This window comes from Paenibacillus psychroresistens (assembly GCF_009728935.1).
GTDB classification, from domain to species: Bacteria; Bacillota; Bacilli; order Paenibacillales; family NBRC-103111; genus Paenibacillus_AC; species Paenibacillus_AC psychroresistens.
Map to the genome: position 1 here is coordinate 7,695,799 of NZ_CP034235.1, position 16,481 is coordinate 7,712,279.

At 41.8% G+C, this 16,481-nt stretch carries 16 protein-coding genes; 8 read left to right on the forward strand and 8 right to left on the reverse strand.

Features of this window, described 5'->3' with window-relative positions; translation table 11 throughout:
* Positions 1–84: 84 nt before the first annotated feature.
* From EHS13_RS34505 to EHS13_RS34520, 4 genes are all read right to left on the reverse strand, one after another.
* Positions 85–720: an NAD(P)H-dependent oxidoreductase gene (locus EHS13_RS34505; protein ID WP_155704752.1), complete on the reverse strand. Its 636-nt coding sequence runs from the start codon at positions 718–720 to the stop codon at positions 85–87.
* 541 nt (positions 721–1,261) lie between these two features.
* Entirely contained in the window at positions 1,262–2,248 is a 987-nt protein-coding gene (locus EHS13_RS34510; protein WP_155704753.1) for an ABC transporter permease, read from the reverse strand.
* Positions 2,238–3,752, reverse strand: a complete 1,515-nt coding sequence (locus tag EHS13_RS34515) for a sugar ABC transporter ATP-binding protein (protein WP_227013696.1) — start codon at positions 3,750–3,752, stop codon at positions 2,238–2,240. The genes EHS13_RS34510 and EHS13_RS34515 overlap by 11 nt, the downstream gene beginning before the upstream one ends.
* Before the next feature lie 78 nt (positions 3,753–3,830).
* Positions 3,831–4,967, reverse strand: a complete 1,137-nt coding sequence (locus EHS13_RS34520) for a sugar ABC transporter substrate-binding protein (protein WP_155704754.1) — start codon at positions 4,965–4,967, stop codon at positions 3,831–3,833.
* 324 nt (positions 4,968–5,291) lie between these two features.
* Here EHS13_RS34520 and EHS13_RS34525 point away from each other — a divergent pair, with 324 nt between their 5' ends.
* The 3 genes from EHS13_RS34525 to EHS13_RS34535 all read left to right on the forward strand — a co-directional run bounded on the left by EHS13_RS34525 (position 5,292) and on the right by EHS13_RS34535 (position 8,796).
* Complete coding sequence (locus EHS13_RS34525) at positions 5,292–7,181, forward strand: methyl-accepting chemotaxis protein (protein ID WP_162463397.1); 1,890 nt, start codon at positions 5,292–5,294, stop codon at positions 7,179–7,181.
* Between the two features lie 80 nt (positions 7,182–7,261).
* The gene (locus EHS13_RS34530; RefSeq protein ID WP_155704756.1) at positions 7,262–7,819 is read left to right on the forward strand and encodes a nucleotidyltransferase family protein; all 558 of its coding nucleotides are present in this window, start codon (positions 7,262–7,264) and stop codon (positions 7,817–7,819) included.
* A gap of 104 nt (positions 7,820–7,923) precedes the next feature.
* Positions 7,924–8,796, forward strand: a complete 873-nt coding sequence (locus tag EHS13_RS34535; RefSeq protein WP_155704757.1) for an AraC family transcriptional regulator — start codon at positions 7,924–7,926, stop codon at positions 8,794–8,796.
* Between the two features lie 76 nt (positions 8,797–8,872).
* Here EHS13_RS34535 and EHS13_RS34540 read toward each other — a convergent pair whose 3' ends face one another.
* Positions 8,873–9,412, reverse strand: a complete 540-nt coding sequence (locus tag EHS13_RS34540; RefSeq protein WP_155704758.1) for a PadR family transcriptional regulator — start codon at positions 9,410–9,412, stop codon at positions 8,873–8,875.
* A 166-nt stretch (positions 9,413–9,578) separates the two neighbouring features.
* On the opposite strand from EHS13_RS34540, the gene EHS13_RS34545 reads away from it, so the two are divergent.
* The gene (locus EHS13_RS34545; protein ID WP_155704759.1) at positions 9,579–11,039 is read left to right on the forward strand and encodes a DHA2 family efflux MFS transporter permease subunit; all 1,461 of its coding nucleotides are present in this window, start codon (positions 9,579–9,581) and stop codon (positions 11,037–11,039) included.
* A 33-nt stretch (positions 11,040–11,072) separates the two neighbouring features.
* Positions 11,073–11,534 (forward strand): CBS domain-containing protein, encoded by a 462-nt coding sequence (locus tag EHS13_RS34550; protein WP_155704760.1) that lies wholly within the window; start codon positions 11,073–11,075, stop codon positions 11,532–11,534.
* A 525-nt stretch (positions 11,535–12,059) separates the two neighbouring features.
* Here the strand turns inward: EHS13_RS34550 and EHS13_RS34555 are convergent.
* Together EHS13_RS34555 and EHS13_RS34560 are read right to left on the reverse strand one after the other, a co-directional pair.
* Positions 12,060–12,479 (reverse strand): hypothetical protein, encoded by a 420-nt coding sequence (locus EHS13_RS34555; RefSeq protein WP_155704761.1) that lies wholly within the window; start codon positions 12,477–12,479, stop codon positions 12,060–12,062.
* 457 nt (positions 12,480–12,936) lie between these two features.
* Positions 12,937–14,013, reverse strand: coding sequence for a nitric oxide synthase oxygenase (locus tag EHS13_RS34560; protein ID WP_155704762.1), 1,077 nt, complete (start codon positions 14,011–14,013; stop codon positions 12,937–12,939).
* 227 nt (positions 14,014–14,240) lie between these two features.
* Here EHS13_RS34560 and EHS13_RS34565 point away from each other — a divergent pair, with 227 nt between their 5' ends.
* Genes EHS13_RS34565 through EHS13_RS34575 form a run of 3 tightly spaced genes read left to right on the forward strand, consistent with a single transcriptional unit; the run spans position 14,241 to position 15,866 of the window.
* Positions 14,241–14,723 carry a chromate efflux transcriptional regulator ChrS gene (locus tag EHS13_RS34565; protein WP_155704763.1) on the forward strand — a complete coding sequence of 161 codons (483 nt, stop codon included), beginning with the start codon at positions 14,241–14,243 and terminating at the stop codon, positions 14,721–14,723.
* 28 nt (positions 14,724–14,751) lie between these two features.
* Positions 14,752–15,336: a chromate efflux transporter ChrB gene (locus EHS13_RS34570; RefSeq protein ID WP_155704764.1), complete on the forward strand. Its 585-nt coding sequence runs from the start codon at positions 14,752–14,754 to the stop codon at positions 15,334–15,336.
* Entirely contained in the window at positions 15,336–15,866 is a 531-nt protein-coding gene (locus EHS13_RS34575) for a chromate efflux transporter ChrA (RefSeq protein ID WP_155704765.1), read from the forward strand. The genes EHS13_RS34570 and EHS13_RS34575 overlap by 1 nt, the downstream gene beginning before the upstream one ends.
* On the opposite strand, the gene EHS13_RS34580 is transcribed toward EHS13_RS34575, so the two are convergent.
* Positions 15,863–16,465 (reverse strand): TVP38/TMEM64 family protein, encoded by a 603-nt coding sequence (locus tag EHS13_RS34580; protein WP_155704766.1) that lies wholly within the window; start codon positions 16,463–16,465, stop codon positions 15,863–15,865. The genes EHS13_RS34575 and EHS13_RS34580 overlap by 4 nt on opposite strands.
* Between the last annotated feature and the right edge of the window lie 16 nt (positions 16,466–16,481).

Below are 16,481 nucleotides of genomic sequence, written 5' to 3' on the forward strand. Positions count from 1 at the left end.
CAGAAGGTAAATAAAAGCCTCGAATCCAGCAGCAAATGCTGAGAATTCGAGGCTTTTCTGTAGCTTGATAGATAATAATATATTTTAGAATCTTAGTGCTAGCTCAAGCGCTTTTTCAATAGCCTTAGCTTTGATAGCAGGAGCTTGATCAGGAGCAGCAGCTGCGCCTTCAATAAAGATAGCTTCTAATGTCGGGATTCCTGTGAAAGCTGCAATTGTTTGTAAATACTTGTGTCCGTGTTCAAATCCAGCTGCAGGACCTTCTGAATAAACGCCACCGCTTGCTTGAATATGTAACGCTTTTTTGCTTCCAAGCAAACCAACTGGACCAGTTGCTGTATAGCTGAAAGTTTTACCTGCAACACACACAGCATCAATATATGCTTTCAAAACTGGAGGGAAGGAAAAGTTCCACATTGGATTAACGATTACATATTTGTCAGCAGCAACAAATTGATCAACGATTTGGCCTAAACGGCTTACTTTCGCTTTTTCAGTATCGGATAATTGATCAAACGCAGTTCCTGTGCTCAATTTACCCCAACCAGTAAAAACATCATTATCAATTAGAGGGATATCTATGTTGTACAAATCCAAAGTAACGATTTCGTCACTTGGATTTTGTTTTTGATAAGCCTCGATAAACTCTTTTCCTACTGCCAAGCTTAATGAAGTGCTGTGATCTAGCGGATGTGCTGTGATATACAAAACTGTTGCCATTAATATAACTTCCCTTCTACTTACTTATTTTTTGTTACTTGCTTATCATATACTATAAGATATCTAATTACAATACATAATTAACTTACTATTAACTACCAAAATATAATAAACTTCCATTAATTGTAATGGAAGCGAGACCTTTTCTATATGGTTTGAATCCCCTACGCAGAATAAGCCTGAATAATTTCAGGCCTGCTTTCCAATATTTTTTCACCTTACTTGTACATATGTTAGAACATGGAAATATTGGAATAGAGTATAATGAAATGAGCAGCTTAAACATTGGAGGGATAAGATTGCGCCTACTTATTATGTTAATGGCAATTTTCTTTTTCGACTTTCTAATGAAATTATTAAAGGATCATATAATTTATTATCCAAGTTTAATTTGTTTCACCATTTTTATAGCTTGGTATTTTATTCTTTATCTAAAAAAGCAAAAAAGGAACCAATGATAACCTGTATCCCTCTGCCTCAGCTACAGACTGAGCCGAGGGGATACAGGTCAAAAGCGAATTTTATTAAGCATCACGTCTTCTTAAGCCACTCGTCGATTCATGTGCACAAAGGTAATGGCCAAAGCTAATACGAGCACGCAGCCTTTGACAATGTCGAAAGCATAGTAAGGCATATTGAGCATCGTCAGCCCATTCAACAGCACGCCAATTAATACCGCGCCAAAGAAGGTACCAATGACATTCGGCTTGCCTGCTCCTAATACAGAAAATCCCACAAAAACAGCAGCTACGGCTTCCATCAGCAAGGGAGCGCCTGCATCAATTTGTCCTGAGCCTACACGCGCTGTAAACAGGATACCGGCAATCCCTGCAAAACAACCGGATAACACATAAGCCATAACTCGTACACGATTAACGCGGATGCCCGAAAGCCGCGCTGCCTCCTTATTTCCACCAGTGATATACATTTGCCGACCCCACCGAGTGTAATTAAGGAATAAATGAACACCAATGACTGCAATTAACATTAAGAGAACGGGAAAATGAACACCAAACAGCTTGCCCTGACCGATCCAGAGAAAAGCATCACTAAATTTACCTGGCGCCTTTGAACCGTCCGTCATCGGCATATTGTTATAAATCGAATACCCCTTGGAGTAAGTTTTATGCAAACCCGTAATTAGATACATAACACCCAAGGTAGCTAGTAAATCAGGAATCTTCATTTTAACAATCAACAATGCATTCAACAAACCAATCGCAGCACCAACCACAAGCGGAACAAGCAAAACGATCCACAGCGGCTGTTGATACCAAACCATCAAGGTAGCCGTCACAACCGTAGTTAATGAAACAGTCGCCCCAACGGAGAGATCAAAACCATCGACAATTTGCGAAAAGGTTACACCAATGGCAACGAAAGTCACAATCGAGATAGCTCGAAGAATATCGGTCATATTGCTATAGGTTAAAAAATTCTCATTCACTAGTGTGAAAACTACAAAAACGGCAGCTATGATAAATAATGCACCGTATTTAAAGGTTAAATCCAATAGCTTATTGCCCATATTCATCTGCCTCCCCTGCGCTGCTATAATATAATATTTGGTCCTGGGTAGCCTGCGCTCGAGTCAGTTCCTTGACAACCTTGCCATAGCTCATGACCAAAATTCGATCAGCAATGCCCATTATTTCCGCAATCTCACATGAAAAATACAATACACCCTTGCCCTGCTGAACTAGCTCGCCAATCAAGCGAAAAATATCTGTCTTCGCTCCAATATCCACACCCTTGGTTGGTTCATCGAACAAATATACCTCTGCATCTGTAGGAATCCACTTGCCAATAGATACCTTTTGCTGGTTTCCCCCACTTAAATGCTTAACAGTTTGATTCAGATCAGGCGGGCGAATATCTAGCTCCGTTATCATTTTCTGGGCCAATGAAACCTGCTTACGCTTGCTCAATATTCCCCAGCTGGTTAATGACCTCATGGAGGGAATAGCTAGATTGTCCAATAGCGTTTCATTGACGAATACCCCCTGCTTACGCCGTTCTTCTGGAACAGAGGCAATCCCTTCACGTACAGCATCACTGGGATCTTTTAAACTTAGGGTACGTCCCAGAAGCTTAATTTCACCGCTATCCAAAGAGTCAGCACCGAAGAGCAGACGAGATAATTCCGTCTTACCTGCTCCAACAAGCCCCACAATTCCGACAATTTCGCCACGATGCAGCTGAAAGTCCACTGCCTTAACTTTTTTGCCAGAGGATAAACCTTTTACCTCAAGCAGCAGCTCACCTCGTGCAACAGTTGCCTTAGGAAATTCTTCAACCAATGCCTTGCCTAACATTGCCTCAATCACTTGATTGATGTTTGTTTCCGCTGTAGAACTCGTCATAATATGCCGACCGTCCCGCATTACTGTAACTCGATCACTAACGCTGAAAACTTCAGGAAGTCGATGCGAAATAAAAATACATCCCACACCATCAGCCTTCAATTTACGCATAATTACAAAGAGCTGCTCGGCTTCTTCCAAGCTTAAAGGTGCCGTTGGTTCATCAAAGATAACTAGCTTTGCCTGCTGGGCCAAAGCGCGAGTTATCAGCACGAGCTGTTTTTGAGCAATGCTCAATTGGCTTATCTTATGACGTAAAGGCAGCTCAATACCCAACTCCTTCAACAAAGCTTCCGCGTCCCGGTAGATGCTGTTCCAATTAATCCATCTGGAAGCATTGGTTATACGTTCGATCATAATATTCTCAGCTACATTCAGCTCTGCAACTAATGCTGTGTCCACTTCCTGATACACACACTGAATACCCGCTCTAATCGCTTCTCGCGGACTGAGAAATGCCACATCTGTATCATCTAAAGCTATCTGTCCAGTATCTATGGAATAAGCACCGGATAATATTTTCATCAATGTGCTCTTCCCAGCCCCATTGGCTCCTAATAAAGCATGGATTTCGCCTTTAGATACGGAGAAATCGATATCATGCAGCGCTTTTACTCCAGAGAAAGATTTACTGATGCCTTTCATATCAAGCAATGTCTTATCTTTCATTGTCGTTCACACTCCCTTTCCTCACAACGAAAACCCACCAGCCTAAGCCGATGGGTGTAAGGCAATAAGTTTGTCGCCTTATTTCTTAGCTGATAGCTGCTCCAATTGTTTAAGCCAATCCGTATAACCTTGTTCACTACCGCCCCAGCCTTTAACATGCTGACCTAAATCAACTGTAGAAACCTGTGTTGTCGGAAGCTGATCACGCGATACAAAGATTGGATCAAGCACCACTTTTGCTGGTGTTTCATCACCATGCAGCTTTTGGTATAGGAAGCGAACCTGCACACGACCGATATCTTTAGGATCTACGGCTGCAGATGCGATCCACGGACTTTTCGGATCTTGAATCATTTGCAAATCTTCATCACTTAAGTCAATACCATATACTTTAATTTCGTCTCTGCCAGCTTGTTGAATCGCTCTTGCAGCACCCTTGGCAAACTCATCCCAAGCTGCCCATACCGCTGTAATGTCACCTTTTTTCGGATATTTTTTAAGAATGGCTTCCATTTGTGCTTGTGTATCCAAAGCCGTATTATTCGTTGCAGCTCCGAATGCAGCAATTTCCTTAATATCTGGATTACTGTCAATAAAAGCTTTATAAGCAATTTGGCGACGTTCCATAGGAGCAAAGCCGGCAACCCAAATTTTCACGATACTGCCTTTACCGCCAATATCTTTACCAAGCTGAGTAAGCGTTTGTTCTGCCATCTTCTGGTCACCTTGCTCAAGCGCCGTTATGTCTGGCAATGAAAGCTCCGAATCAAAAGAAACGATTGGAATCTTTTTCTCTAAGGCAATTTTCGCTCCGGGCTCCAAAGCTGCTGTAGTACCATGATCAATTAAAATACCATCAAATTTTTGGTTAATCGCTGCATCTAGGTTAGATGCCATTTTGGCCATATCGTTTTCAGCTGTAAACACCTGTACGGTTCCGCCTAGTTTTTCGACCTGTTCCTTCACACCATCGATATATTGAGCTGAAAAGGTTCCTAAGCTTAATTGGATAAGCAAAGCGATTTTTTTACCTGATAAGCTTGCAACTGGATCCGTGCTTGGAGCAGCTGTAGCTTCTGTTGAAGCAGCAGGTGTTGCTGCCGTTTCTGTTGATGGTGCCGGTGAGCTCGTAGTTTCCTTCTTACCGCAAGCCGCCAAAAGACTGCTTAATGCAAGAACTAAAACCAGAACGAATAATACTTTTTTGTTTACCATGTTATTTCCCCCTAAGATAAATTGCGTTACCCGATAAACCTTACCATTTTACTCGGATATAGTTTTCATACTATATCACGCTTACTTTAAGTACGTCAATACTTAAAATTTAGTTTTCACACTTCTGCCATATTGACTGCGTTTTCATTGAATATCTCTCCCTTTTTGTATGCTCCATGTAAAATCTAACGATATTTTTCAGCGTTTTCTGCTTATTTTTTTACAAATATCTACATGGAATTTATTTCTACAAAATATGCATGTAGTACTATAATCCTATACCATCTTCATTTTAGAAGACAGGTTGGAAATGGGAGGCGCCCTATGCCATTGTTTAATAAACTATTCAAAACTATGAAAGCTAGATTAGTTATGGGCTTTACTTGTATTGTGTTAATCTCATCCATTGTCGCCTGGTACAACCTTTCCAATGTACATCAAATTAAAGCGGAAATGACCTACCAGAATGCCCAAATGGATCAGAAAATAGCTACTTTAGAACTAAAGCAGCTTTTAGAGGATGTCACTCCTGTAGCCTCATCTATTATGGTTGATCATAATCCAGACTTAGCTGATCTATTAGCGGAGAAGCGAGCAGCTTTTGAACAAAATCTTGATAATCTCGCCATTGATGCTATAACAGCTGCGGAAAAATCTTTTACTGCCCAGGTTCTTGAAGGAGCTCAGGTTTATTTTGCTAATATAGAGAAGGCTTTGGAGAAATTAAATGATCTCGAAATAGATCCGATGGACCTGCTGGACCAAACAGATGCCATGAATGTCGAGTCGCAAATTCAAAAACAGAATATCGTTAATTTAATTGACGAATCCTATCTGACCTATACTCAAAATGTGGCTGATGCACTACTTGCTTCTAATAAGATGGTTGATTCTACTGTACGCATTTCCACGCTTGCGATTGCAGCAGTTATCCTATTCTCGATAATAGTTGCTTTTCTGATCATACGTTCCTTTACTAAGCCGGTTCGTCGTTTGCAGCTAGCTGTGCATCGAATTGCAGAAGGTGATCTTCGTCATCAATTGAACGAGAAAAGCTCCGATGAGCTAGGACAATTAAGCCAAAGCTTTGACCATATGATTGTAAAAGTTAGTGAAATGCTCGGGCATTCGCGTAAAATTGCCCTCTCGCTTGCTGATTATTCTCATTCCTTCGAGGATTTCTCTAAAATGACAGCTGTTGCAAATTCAGAAATTATTAGATCAATCGAAGAAATTTCCCACGGGGCTGAGCAGCAAGCTGAATTATCCGAGAAAAGCTCCATTCTTATCTATGAGCTAGAAGCAGAAATGAACGATATTGCCAGCTACACCACGACAATGAAAGCATCAGGTGCTACAGCTTTAGCAAAAACACAATTTGGAGCCGCATCAGTAGGCGCATTAAAAGAAGCCGCAGAGCAATCCGATCATAAAATGGATCACGTCAGCATTACAATGGAAAAGCTAACAGAAAGTTCCGCACAAATCGAAAGAATTGTACATACGATTACCGAAATTTCTACACAAACCAACGTTCTGGCTTTGAATGCAGCCATAGAAGCAGCCCGTGCAGGCATTCATGGTAAAGGCTTTTCTGTAATCGCTGAGGAAGTGCGGCTTTTATCTTCGGAAACTAAAACTTCCGCAGGACATATCGCAAGACTAATCAACTCCGTTCAGCTGCAAATGAAGGATGCCAAGCAACAAACCTTGGAAGCGCGAATGAGCATCCATTCACAGAATATTAAAGTATCGGAAACGCTGGAATCTTTTCAAGATATGGATGCATCCGCTCTTGAAATAGCCTCACAGATGGAGCAAATCAGCTTGAAGGTTGAGCAGGTTAAACGCAAGAACGATCGCCTTAATGAAACCTTGCAAATAGTCGCTGGGATCGCTCAAGAAACTGCAGCCGGGGTAGAGGAAGTCAACTCCAGCTCACAGCAGCAGGATATGGCTATCCGCAAAATCGCCGAGCACGCTGTAGAAATCAATGGGTTATCACAAGAGTTATTTACTGAAATCGACCAATTTGAAATTGAAATAGCTTCAGATGAATCCGATCCCGAAGCTGCCAATGAAGCTATAGAAATTATGACCATTCCAGTAAGTGACGTTCAAGAGTCTCCTGAGTCAGATTTAGAAGTTGATTCATTTGAAGCAAAAGTGGCCGCGATAGAAGAAGAAAAAAAGAAAGATCTCGTTCCGGCTTAAAAATCTAGCTGAATAATCCCCCTTTTCATTTAATAACATTCCTTTATAATAGGAATATATGTTCGAAAAGGGGTTATACTATGGCAATAACTAATGAAGCAGATATTATTCAGCTTGTCCGTAAGGATAGCTGGATGATGGACTTATTGCAAACAGCTCAAAGCCTGCAGTTACCTGACTGGTGGATTTGTGCTGGTTTTGTGCGTTCTAAGCTATGGGATGTTATTCATGGGTATAATGAGCGAACACCGCTTCCCGACATTGATCTGATATATTTCGACCCCACCTTGATTGATGAAGCTGTTGAGAAAGAGCTGGAGAATCGCTTAAAGCTGACTCATCCACATATTCCTTGGTCAATCAAAAACGAAGCGAGAATGCATAGCGTAAATAACCTTCCCCCTTATATATCATCTGTTGATGCCATCTCCAAATTTCCTGAAACGGCAACAACTCTCGGACTCAAGCTCGATGAGCATAATCAAATTATTTTGGCAGCACCTTGTGGCATTTATGATGTTATTCACTTAGAACTTAAACCGACCGCTTTTTTCTCAGCCACCTCAGAAAGAATGGCAATCTATGAAAAACGCCTAATAAGTAAAAATTGGCAAGCCAAGTGGCCCTTAATCCGATAAGCATAGGCAGATGCCGTGAGGTGCTAAGCCTACATAATTGTGCAGCAAATGTCGGGTGGCTCCCTCCAAATCCTGCTATTCTTTTTATGAAGGAGGTCAGATAAATGGATTTGCTTAAGAACATGAATGGAGCGATAAAGTACATCGAGGAAAACCTTACGAACGAGATTGATTTTAAAGAAGTTACCAAACTGGCTCTATGCTCGGAATACCATTTCACAAGAATGTTCTCCTTTCTTGCAGGCATTTCGCTCTCGGAATACATTCGCCGCAGACGCCTTACGCTTGCAGCATTTGAGCTTAATGACAGCAGCATAAAGGTCATTGATATTGCGATTAAATACAGATATAGCTCATCCGATTCTTTTGCGAGAGCTTTTCAGAATTTACATGGTATAACACCATCAGACGCCAGAAATAATGGCCATTCACTTAAAGCTTATCCACCAATGACTTTTCAGTTATCCATTAAAGGAGGCATTGAAATGAACTATCGTATTGAAGAGAAAGCGGCATTTCGAATTGTGGGTATTAAGAAAAGAGTTCCGATTATTTTTAACGGGGTTAATCCAGAGATTGCCGCTATGTGGCAAAGCTTAGATGGTGAAATAATCCTTACCCTCAAAAATCTTTCTAATGTCGAGCCCATTGGACTAATTAGTGCATCCACAAACTTTTCTGAGAATAGGATGGAGGAAAAAGGGGAGCTTGATCACTTTATTGGCGCAGCAACAACTAAAGAATGTCCCGATAATCTGACGCAGCTTGATGTCCCTGCATCTGCATGGGCTGTATTCACGGCAATTGGACCTTTTCCCGAGACGCTGCAAAATGTATGGGGGCGGATTTATTCCGAATGGTTTCCAACCTCCAGCTATGAACAGATTAAAGGTCCGGAAATCCTCTGGAACGCAGATAAAGATACGACCTCACCTACTTTTAAAAGTGAAATTTGGATCCCGATTTTGAAAAAATAAGTTTATCTTAAAAGTTAAAAACGCCCTCCTTCTCATTAAAGAGAAGCGAGGGCGTTTTAATTTAGAGCGCAGATGATTACTTTTTGATCTGACTTTTCACCCAGCGGCACCATTCGAGGTTAACCTCTGCATTCATAATCGCTTTTTTGAGAATGATATAAAGGCCAAACTGTGGGGAATGAAAGTCAATCTCGGCAATGCCACCATCTATTTTGGGGATCAACTCACAATAATTCTTATACTTCGCCAGTCTATTCGCATACATCTGCTCTTGTTCATCGAATAAGGTTTGAATTACGTCCACATCGACAATACTGATGCAGTAAGCCTTGAGCATCATTTCATCTCTAGTAACTGGTTCGGCTGAAGATTCAGCCATCCATTGCTTGAGTTCATTCAAGCCTTTTTCTGTAATGGAGTAGATTTTCTTATCAGGCTTATCTGATTGAGCTACATCTTCAAAAAGCACCAAGCCTTCTTTCACAAGTGCCGCTAGTAAAGGGTAGATTTGACTGTGCTTAGCTTGCCAAAACGGCTGAATTTTTAACATTAGTTCATAGCCCGTATAATTATGTGTTGCCAGGATGCAAAGCAATCCAAAAGATAACGTATTCACTCTAAACCCCCTCTAATTCAAATAAATTCTTCAGACTTATTAAGGTTATGTAATTGTTGACATATCTATTTAAGGCATAGTATGATCATTTCACGTCTATTATATGTAATTACATACATATAATCAATTCAAACATAGACAAGGCTATAATTTTAGGGAGGTTTACATGAGCACAGCAGTTGATATGAAGAATATTCGTTTTTGGCCTGTTATGACCGCGATTTTTTTCGGGTCTTTTTTAACCATCTTGAGCATCAGTATGATTAACATCGCTTTGCCTGCACTTATTGACGATTTTCATTCCAGTCTGAGTACCATCCAATGGACTTTAACTGGTTTTATGTTATCTTTGGGAACGATCGCCCCACTCACTGGATATTTAGGTGATAAATTTGGTTACAAGCGAGTTTACTTGTTTGCCATCATCGGGTTTACCGTATTCTCCTTACTTTGCGGCTTTGCTTGGAGTGCGACATCACTCATTGTTTTCCGAATTATTCAGGGTATGTTCAGTGGTCTTGTACTGCCTGCTACCATGACGATTATTTTTCAAGTTATTCCCCGCGCGAAGCAGCCTATGGCTATTAGTTTGTGGGCTTTATCCGCTATGCTTGCACCGGCTTTTGGCCCGACGATCAGCGGCTGGTTAATTCAATATTACAGCTGGAAATGGTTATTTTTCATCAATGTTCCGATTGGTTTGCTCGCTATTGTGCTGATTATTTTCATGATACCTCATTATCGTCTCAGTGTCGCGAAATCGCTTGATGTTCTTGGATTAGTTACCGTTATCCTCAGCAGTGCATCTTTATTAGTGGCTCTGAGTCAGGGGCATTCATGGGGCTGGACCTCTTTGAGGGTCTTGGGATTGTTCGCCTTCGGTTTATTGATGTTAGCGATTTTTATCGTTCGTGAGCTTCGAGCAGACGAGCCTTTATTGAATTTAAAAGTATTCAAAAACATCAGGTTCACCCTTAGTTTAATTACAACAACTATTGTGACGATTAGTTTATATTCAGGGACATTCTTAACTCCGTTATTCCTTCAAACTGTCCAGCATGTAACTCCGTTGGATACCGGAATTATTCTGCTTCCCGCTTCCCTGGCAATGGCTGTTGCCATGCCGCTTATTGGTAAGCTTTATACCAAGCTTGGGCCGCGTGCGCTTTCCGTACCTGGGATTCTCTTAATTGTCATTGGCACGCTTGCGGTTAGTTGGTTAAGCACCAGTACCTCTCACCTTTATATCATTTTTTGGATGACGATTCGTAATATTGGCGTTGCGTTAACAATGATGCCATCCAGCAACGCAGGCATGGAAGAGATTCCTGCTGTACTGTCTGGTCATGCTTCTGCTATCACTAACTGGGTGCGTAACGTTTTTGGTTCTTTTGCCATCGCCTTATTCTCCACTTTACTTGCGTCACATATCCCCACTCATGCTGCTACTCTAGCTGCAGAGGGTGCTGGAAATGAACAAACGATTACCTTGCTTGCCTATACAATGAGTGTGAATGATGTCTATTTATTAGCAACCTTTATAGCATTGATCGCTTTGCCATTCACTTGGATGGTTAAAAAGCATAAGCCTAAAGAAGCTTTAGTTCCTGCTGAAGTTGTAGCTTAATCCAGAAACACTCGAAATGGAGCTGCTCGTACAATGAGTAAAGCAAATGAGGTTATGGTTTCAAAAGTAATTACAGTCGCTGAAAATGCGTTGGTGCTTGATGTTTTGAAGCACTTTATTACACATCGGATCAGCGGACTTCCTGTAGTTAACTCGGCAAATGAGGTTGTTGGATTCATTAGTGATGGGGATTTGTTAAAAAGCATCGGTCATCATAAACCAATGATGATTGATGCCATATCTGTTGCCTATTCGGGAATTTGGTACGATCAAGAAGGTATCGAGGATAAAATAAAAGAGCTGCTGCAGCTAAATGTACTAGAGCTCGCAACACGTAAAGTCATCAGTGTTGATTATGATGCCGAAATTGGCGATGTATCCGAAATTCTGGGTCAAAAGAAAATTAAAAAAGTACCTGTTCTCCAAGATGGCAAACTTGTTGGTATTATTAGTCGCGGCGATCTCCTGCGGTTTGTAGGTTCACGGTTTTTGTAGAGTTTATATAAGTAAGGTTCATATAAGTAGGGCAAGAAGTGAGACCATCCTCTTGGGGATGGTCTCTTGGTTTGTTATAGTCATTTGGCGAAATGAGGTGCATTTCTGCACCTTGTTTGAGTGATCTGAGTGAGATCAGCGAAATGAGGCACTTCTGCACCTTCAGGCTATTGAGAAAGTTACTTTTTAGGGATGATGATTCCTACCCTTCAGATGATTTAGCTGGATTTTCTCATGTTAATAAATGGATTCAGATAGGTTTTTGCGATTTAGATGGATTTCCTCCTGATAATTCAGCGAAAATGGCCTTGAAACAGCTAAAGGCACTTTTTACATGGAGCTTTTCCAGTTATTCACTGAATATGCTCGAATAATGCAATATTAACGGGATGTTTTCCAGTTAGAGCAACAAAAATGAGCTATAATTCACAAAATATCTTGGGAGAATGGATTTTGTTAAAGTAATAAGTAACTTAGGTGCAAGGAGTCTATGTTTTTAAGGTTCCCGCTGAAGTAAAGACTTTCTCAACAGTCTGATTTCTGCCCATGTTTGAGTGACCTGAGTGGAATCAGCGAAATGAGGCGCATTTCTGCACCTTGTTTGAGTAATCTGAGCGGAGTCAGCGAAATGAGGTGCATTTCTGCACCTTGTTTGAGTGATCTGAGCGAGATCTGCGAAATGAGGTGCATTTCTGCACCTTGTTTGAGCGATCTGAGCGAGATCTGCGAAATGAGGTGCGCTTCTGCACCTTGTTTGAGTAATCTGAGCGAGATCTGCGAAATGAGGTGCATTTCTGCACCTTGTTTGAGCGATCTGAGCGGAGTCAGCGAAATGAGGTGCAGAAATGCACCTTGTTTGAGTGATCTGAGTGGAATCAGCGAAATGAGGTGCAGAAATGCACCTTGTTTGAGTGATCTGAGTGGAGTCAGCCAAATGAGGTGCATTTCTGCACCTTGTTCGAGTAATCTGAGCGAGATCAGCGAAATGAGGTGTATTTCTGCACCTTGTTCGAGTCATCTGAGTGGGATCAGCGAAATGAGGTGCATTTCTGCACCTTGTTTGAGTGATCTGGGCGGAATCAGCGAAATGAGGTGCATTTCTGCACCTTGTTTGAGTGATCTGGGCGGAATCAGCGAAATGAGGTGCACTTCTGCACCTTGTTTGAGTGATCTGAGTGGAATCAGTGAAATGAGGTGCATTTCTGCACCTTGTTTGAGTGATCTGGGCGGAATCAGCGAAATGAGGTGCATTTCTACACCTTGTTTGGAGTGATCTGAGTGGAATCCATGAAATGAGGTGCACTTCTGCACCTTGTTTGAGTGATCTGAGTGGAATCAGTGAAATGAGGTGCACTTCTGCACCTTGTTTACTCGTTCTCTGCCTCATCCCTATATCTACACCCTACTGATAATAAAAATTAGGGGAGAGTATTGTATCATCATAAGATCTATGAAAAATAGGCGTAGTTGCGGGAGAGAGCGGCGAAATTAACCAGGACCATCTCCCCGTTAGCTCCCGATTGCTATTCTGCTCATTCTTCTCAAACCGCATGAATTGCTCTGCAGCTGTATGGTGATCAATGATCATTACACCTTGGTCTTTGTAGGAATGCAAGACGGCTATATTAAGCTCGACTAGAGCTTTATCTTGCCAAAGCGAGGCTGCTTTTCGGGTATCCAGTCCCATCACTGCCGCCACTTCAGGCAGCATATTATAACGCCCAGTATCCGATAAATTACGAGCCCCAATTTCCGTCCCCACATACCAACCATTAAAAGGTGCCGCTGTATATTTAATCCCGCCAATCTCAAGCAGCATATTCGAAACAATCGGCACTCCGTACCATTTCAAATCCAACTCCGCAAATGCGGGTATATCGGGATGCACAATGTTTACTTCCTTCACAATATGGGGAGGGATTTCAAACAGCTGCGGCGCTTTATCACCAATTTGGATAACTAGTGGCAGAATATCAAACCTCGTATTTTTACCGCTCCATCCCAACTCAAGGCATTTTTTAGTCAATGCAACCCTGAGTGGATCACCCATAATACCCTCTTCCGTTTCATAGCCTGCGTAGCTCAACAATTGATCATTCCAAATCATAACTTGATCAACCGCATCGATGGCAGGCTTAAACACAGTAACAGATGAACGAATTTTGCCGCCATTGGTTGCCAGCTCGATATGGCTAAACAAGGCTTCGGCAATCCGCTCTTCCTCATCTAAGCTGCGCATATCATAGACTTCAAGCATATCCCAGAACAAACGGCCGATACATTTATTGCTGTTGCGCCAAGCCATTTTCGCGCCATGCTTCAGCTCTTCATAGGTATGCTCATAGGTTCCTTTTTCAGCAACTGCTTGTCTAATTTCTTGCAGCCTATTCTCGACATCTATGTAGCTTTTGCCTAATTCACCATAACTAATTCGGATAAACTTCTCCGCTTCCTCTAAAACCCATTGATTTCCAATCATGCTGTTCCTCCGATTCTGCGCTGCAATACCTCCATTATATAAAAAGAATTTCTTAATACCAAATCGTGAATCCGTAAAAGCAAGCATATTAAATTAATCATAAAGAAAGTATTAATCAAATAAACTGTTGAATAAGAATTAATTATAGTTTATATTCTTACATAAGGTAATTAAGACTAATATAATAGTTTCTATTTGAAAATAACCAATAAAAGAGGTAATCTTCGATGCAGCTTAAACCAGCCACTGAAAATTCACAGAATCCAATTGATGAGATCGATCGTAAAATCATTTCCATCCTGCATCTCAATGGCAGAACCTCTTATACTGATTTGGCCAAAGAAGTCGGACTTTCTCGGGTTGCTGTGCAAACGCGGATCAACGCTTTAATGGAGAATGGTACAATTGAGCGTTTTGCTTGCATTGTTAATCCAGAGAAGCTCGGCATTACGGTCTCTGCTTTTTTCAATGTTGAGGTGGAGCCCAAATATCTGATGCAGGTTGCCGACACCTTAGCGGATGAGCCCGAAGTAACCAGCCTCTATCACATGACCGGACCCAGCAAGCTTCATATGCACGGTTTATTCAAAGGCAATCAGGAAATGGAGCTATTTCTCCAGAATAAGCTCTACACGCTTCCCGGTATTAATAGCGTCGATTGTCAGGTTCTGATAAAAAGATATAAAAGTCGCATGGGCATGCGGCTGTAGACTATACCAGCATAATGGAGTGACGGCAATGAAAAATGATTATTGGGATCTGAGCATGGCAATGTTCAGAACGGGAATGTTAGGTTATGGCGGGGGACCTGCTACAGTACCTTTGATTCGCTATGAGGCTGTGACTCGTTATCAATGGATGAATAATGATGAATTTGGTGAAGTGCTTGCTATAGCTAACGCCCTGCCCGGCCCAATCGCTACCAAGCTCGCTGCCTATCTAGGCTATCAGAGAAAAGGCACTATTGGCGCCATTGTTTCCGTACTGGCTCATATTATGCCCAGCTGTATTGCTATGGTGGCTTTATTCTCGCTGATTGCTTTTTTTAAATCCTCTTCGATCATTTCGGGGATGATTGCCGCAGTAGTTCCGGTCGTTTGTGTGATGCTGGGGATCATGGCTTATGAATTCGGGGAAAAGGCGATTAAAGGCTTGGGCAAAACCTTAGGCATCGTGTTTTTCGTGCTCTCTTTCCTCCTGCTGCAAATCTTGCATCTTCATCCTGCGATCGTCATTATCCTATTCCTACTGTATGGGGCGTTTCATTACAAATTACTAGCCAAGCTTGCTAAGAATAAATTGAAAAAGGGGGAAGGAGTCTAATGGAGTGGTTGCAGCTGCTGTATGGATTTTTCATGGCCAATGCGCTTGGCTACGGAGGCGGTCCTTCCTCTATCCCTTTAATGTATCAAGAAATCGTTCCGCATCACCATTGGCTGGATAATGCCCAATTTTCTAATATGCTGGCGCTCGGCAATGCATTACCGGGACCGATAGCTACTAAAATCGCCGCTTATGTAGGCTATGATATCGCGGGCTGGTTCGGGTTTTTCATAGCTCTAATTGCTACAGTCCTGCCCTCTGCCGCTGCTCTAATTATTTTATTAAAAATTCTCCAGCGCTTTCGGCAATCTCAGATAGTCAAAGGGATGACCTTGCTGGTTCAGCCTGTGATAGCAATCATGATGCTGATCCTGACCTGGAACAATTCCAAAGATTCTATAGCTGCTATAAACATCCTGCAATTTCTCGGAATTGCGCTAGTCTCCCTCTGGCTAATGACCAAGAAGAAAGTACATCCTGCTTTGCTTATTGTTGCCGCTTTTGTCTATGGCGGGGTTTTCTTATCTTAATCAGCTTTAACTACTGTAAAACGCTTCTCGATTTTTTTGCTGATCCATAAAGAAGCAGCTACGAATAACAGCACATAGATAATTTGAAAAGGATGCTGTCTAAACCGCGCTAAATCATAGCCAATATAGGACACGGCTAACACCATAATCGCTTTTCCAAAGCAGATCGCGATCAGAAACGACCTCAACCGCATGCGAGCCATCCCTGCTGCCATATTAATCACCACAAACGGACCAACAGGGAAAATACTTAACAGAAATACATAGCTGAAAGCATTCCTCCGTACCCACAGCATGCTCTTCTCTACCTTCGGTTTCTGCACCCACCTTACCATATAAGGATGCTCCGCTATTTTACGGACAATTAAGAATGTCACCAAGCACCCCGTCACAATCCCAATCCAAGAATACAAAAAACCTAACCAAAGGCCATAAACCGCCGCATTGACCCCAATAATCAACATAGTTGGCAGGGGAGGTATAAACGATTTCATAAATGTCAGAATGATCCCCGGGAAAGGACCGTATGAGCGGTATTGCTCTAATAGATTCATTAAATTTTCTTCTGTAAAATAAGACTGAATATCGGATAAATCCATAGCCTGCTTGCACCTG

Excerpts from the sequence above, each read along its gene's own strand:
- EHS13_RS34550 (WP_155704760.1), top strand. The coding sequence starts at position 11,073 with ATGAGTAAAGCAAATGAGGTTATGGTTTCAAAAGTAATTACAGTCGCT.
- EHS13_RS34530 (WP_155704756.1), top strand. The coding sequence starts at position 7,262 with ATGGCAATAACTAATGAAGCAGATATTATTCAGCTTGTCCGTAAGGAT.
- EHS13_RS34525 (WP_162463397.1), top strand. The coding sequence starts at position 5,292 with ATGCCATTGTTTAATAAACTATTCAAAACTATGAAAGCTAGATTAGTT.
- EHS13_RS34580 (WP_155704766.1), bottom strand. The coding sequence starts at position 16,465 with ATGGATTTATCCGATATTCAGTCTTATTTTACAGAAGAAAATTTAATG.
- EHS13_RS34545 (WP_155704759.1), top strand. The coding sequence starts at position 9,579 with ATGAGCACAGCAGTTGATATGAAGAATATTCGTTTTTGGCCTGTTATG.
- EHS13_RS34560 (WP_155704762.1), bottom strand. The coding sequence starts at position 14,013 with ATGATTGGAAATCAATGGGTTTTAGAGGAAGCGGAGAAGTTTATCCGA.
- EHS13_RS34520 (WP_155704754.1), bottom strand. The coding sequence starts at position 4,967 with ATGGTAAACAAAAAAGTATTATTCGTTCTGGTTTTAGTTCTTGCATTA.
- EHS13_RS34515 (WP_227013696.1), bottom strand. The coding sequence starts at position 3,752 with ATGAAAGATAAGACATTGCTTGATATGAAAGGCATCAGTAAATCTTTC.
- EHS13_RS34505 (WP_155704752.1), bottom strand. The coding sequence starts at position 720 with ATGGCAACAGTTTTGTATATCACAGCACATCCGCTAGATCACAGCACT.
- EHS13_RS34555 (WP_155704761.1), bottom strand. The coding sequence starts at position 12,479 with ATGCACCTCATTTGGCTGACTCCACTCAGATCACTCAAACAAGGTGCA.
- EHS13_RS34510 (WP_155704753.1), bottom strand. The coding sequence starts at position 2,248 with ATGGGCAATAAGCTATTGGATTTAACCTTTAAATACGGTGCATTATTT.
- EHS13_RS34535 (WP_155704757.1), top strand. The coding sequence starts at position 7,924 with ATGGATTTGCTTAAGAACATGAATGGAGCGATAAAGTACATCGAGGAA.
- EHS13_RS34570 (WP_155704764.1), top strand. The coding sequence starts at position 14,752 with ATGAAAAATGATTATTGGGATCTGAGCATGGCAATGTTCAGAACGGGA.
- EHS13_RS34575 (WP_155704765.1), top strand. The coding sequence starts at position 15,336 with ATGGAGTGGTTGCAGCTGCTGTATGGATTTTTCATGGCCAATGCGCTT.
- EHS13_RS34565 (WP_155704763.1), top strand. The coding sequence starts at position 14,241 with ATGCAGCTTAAACCAGCCACTGAAAATTCACAGAATCCAATTGATGAG.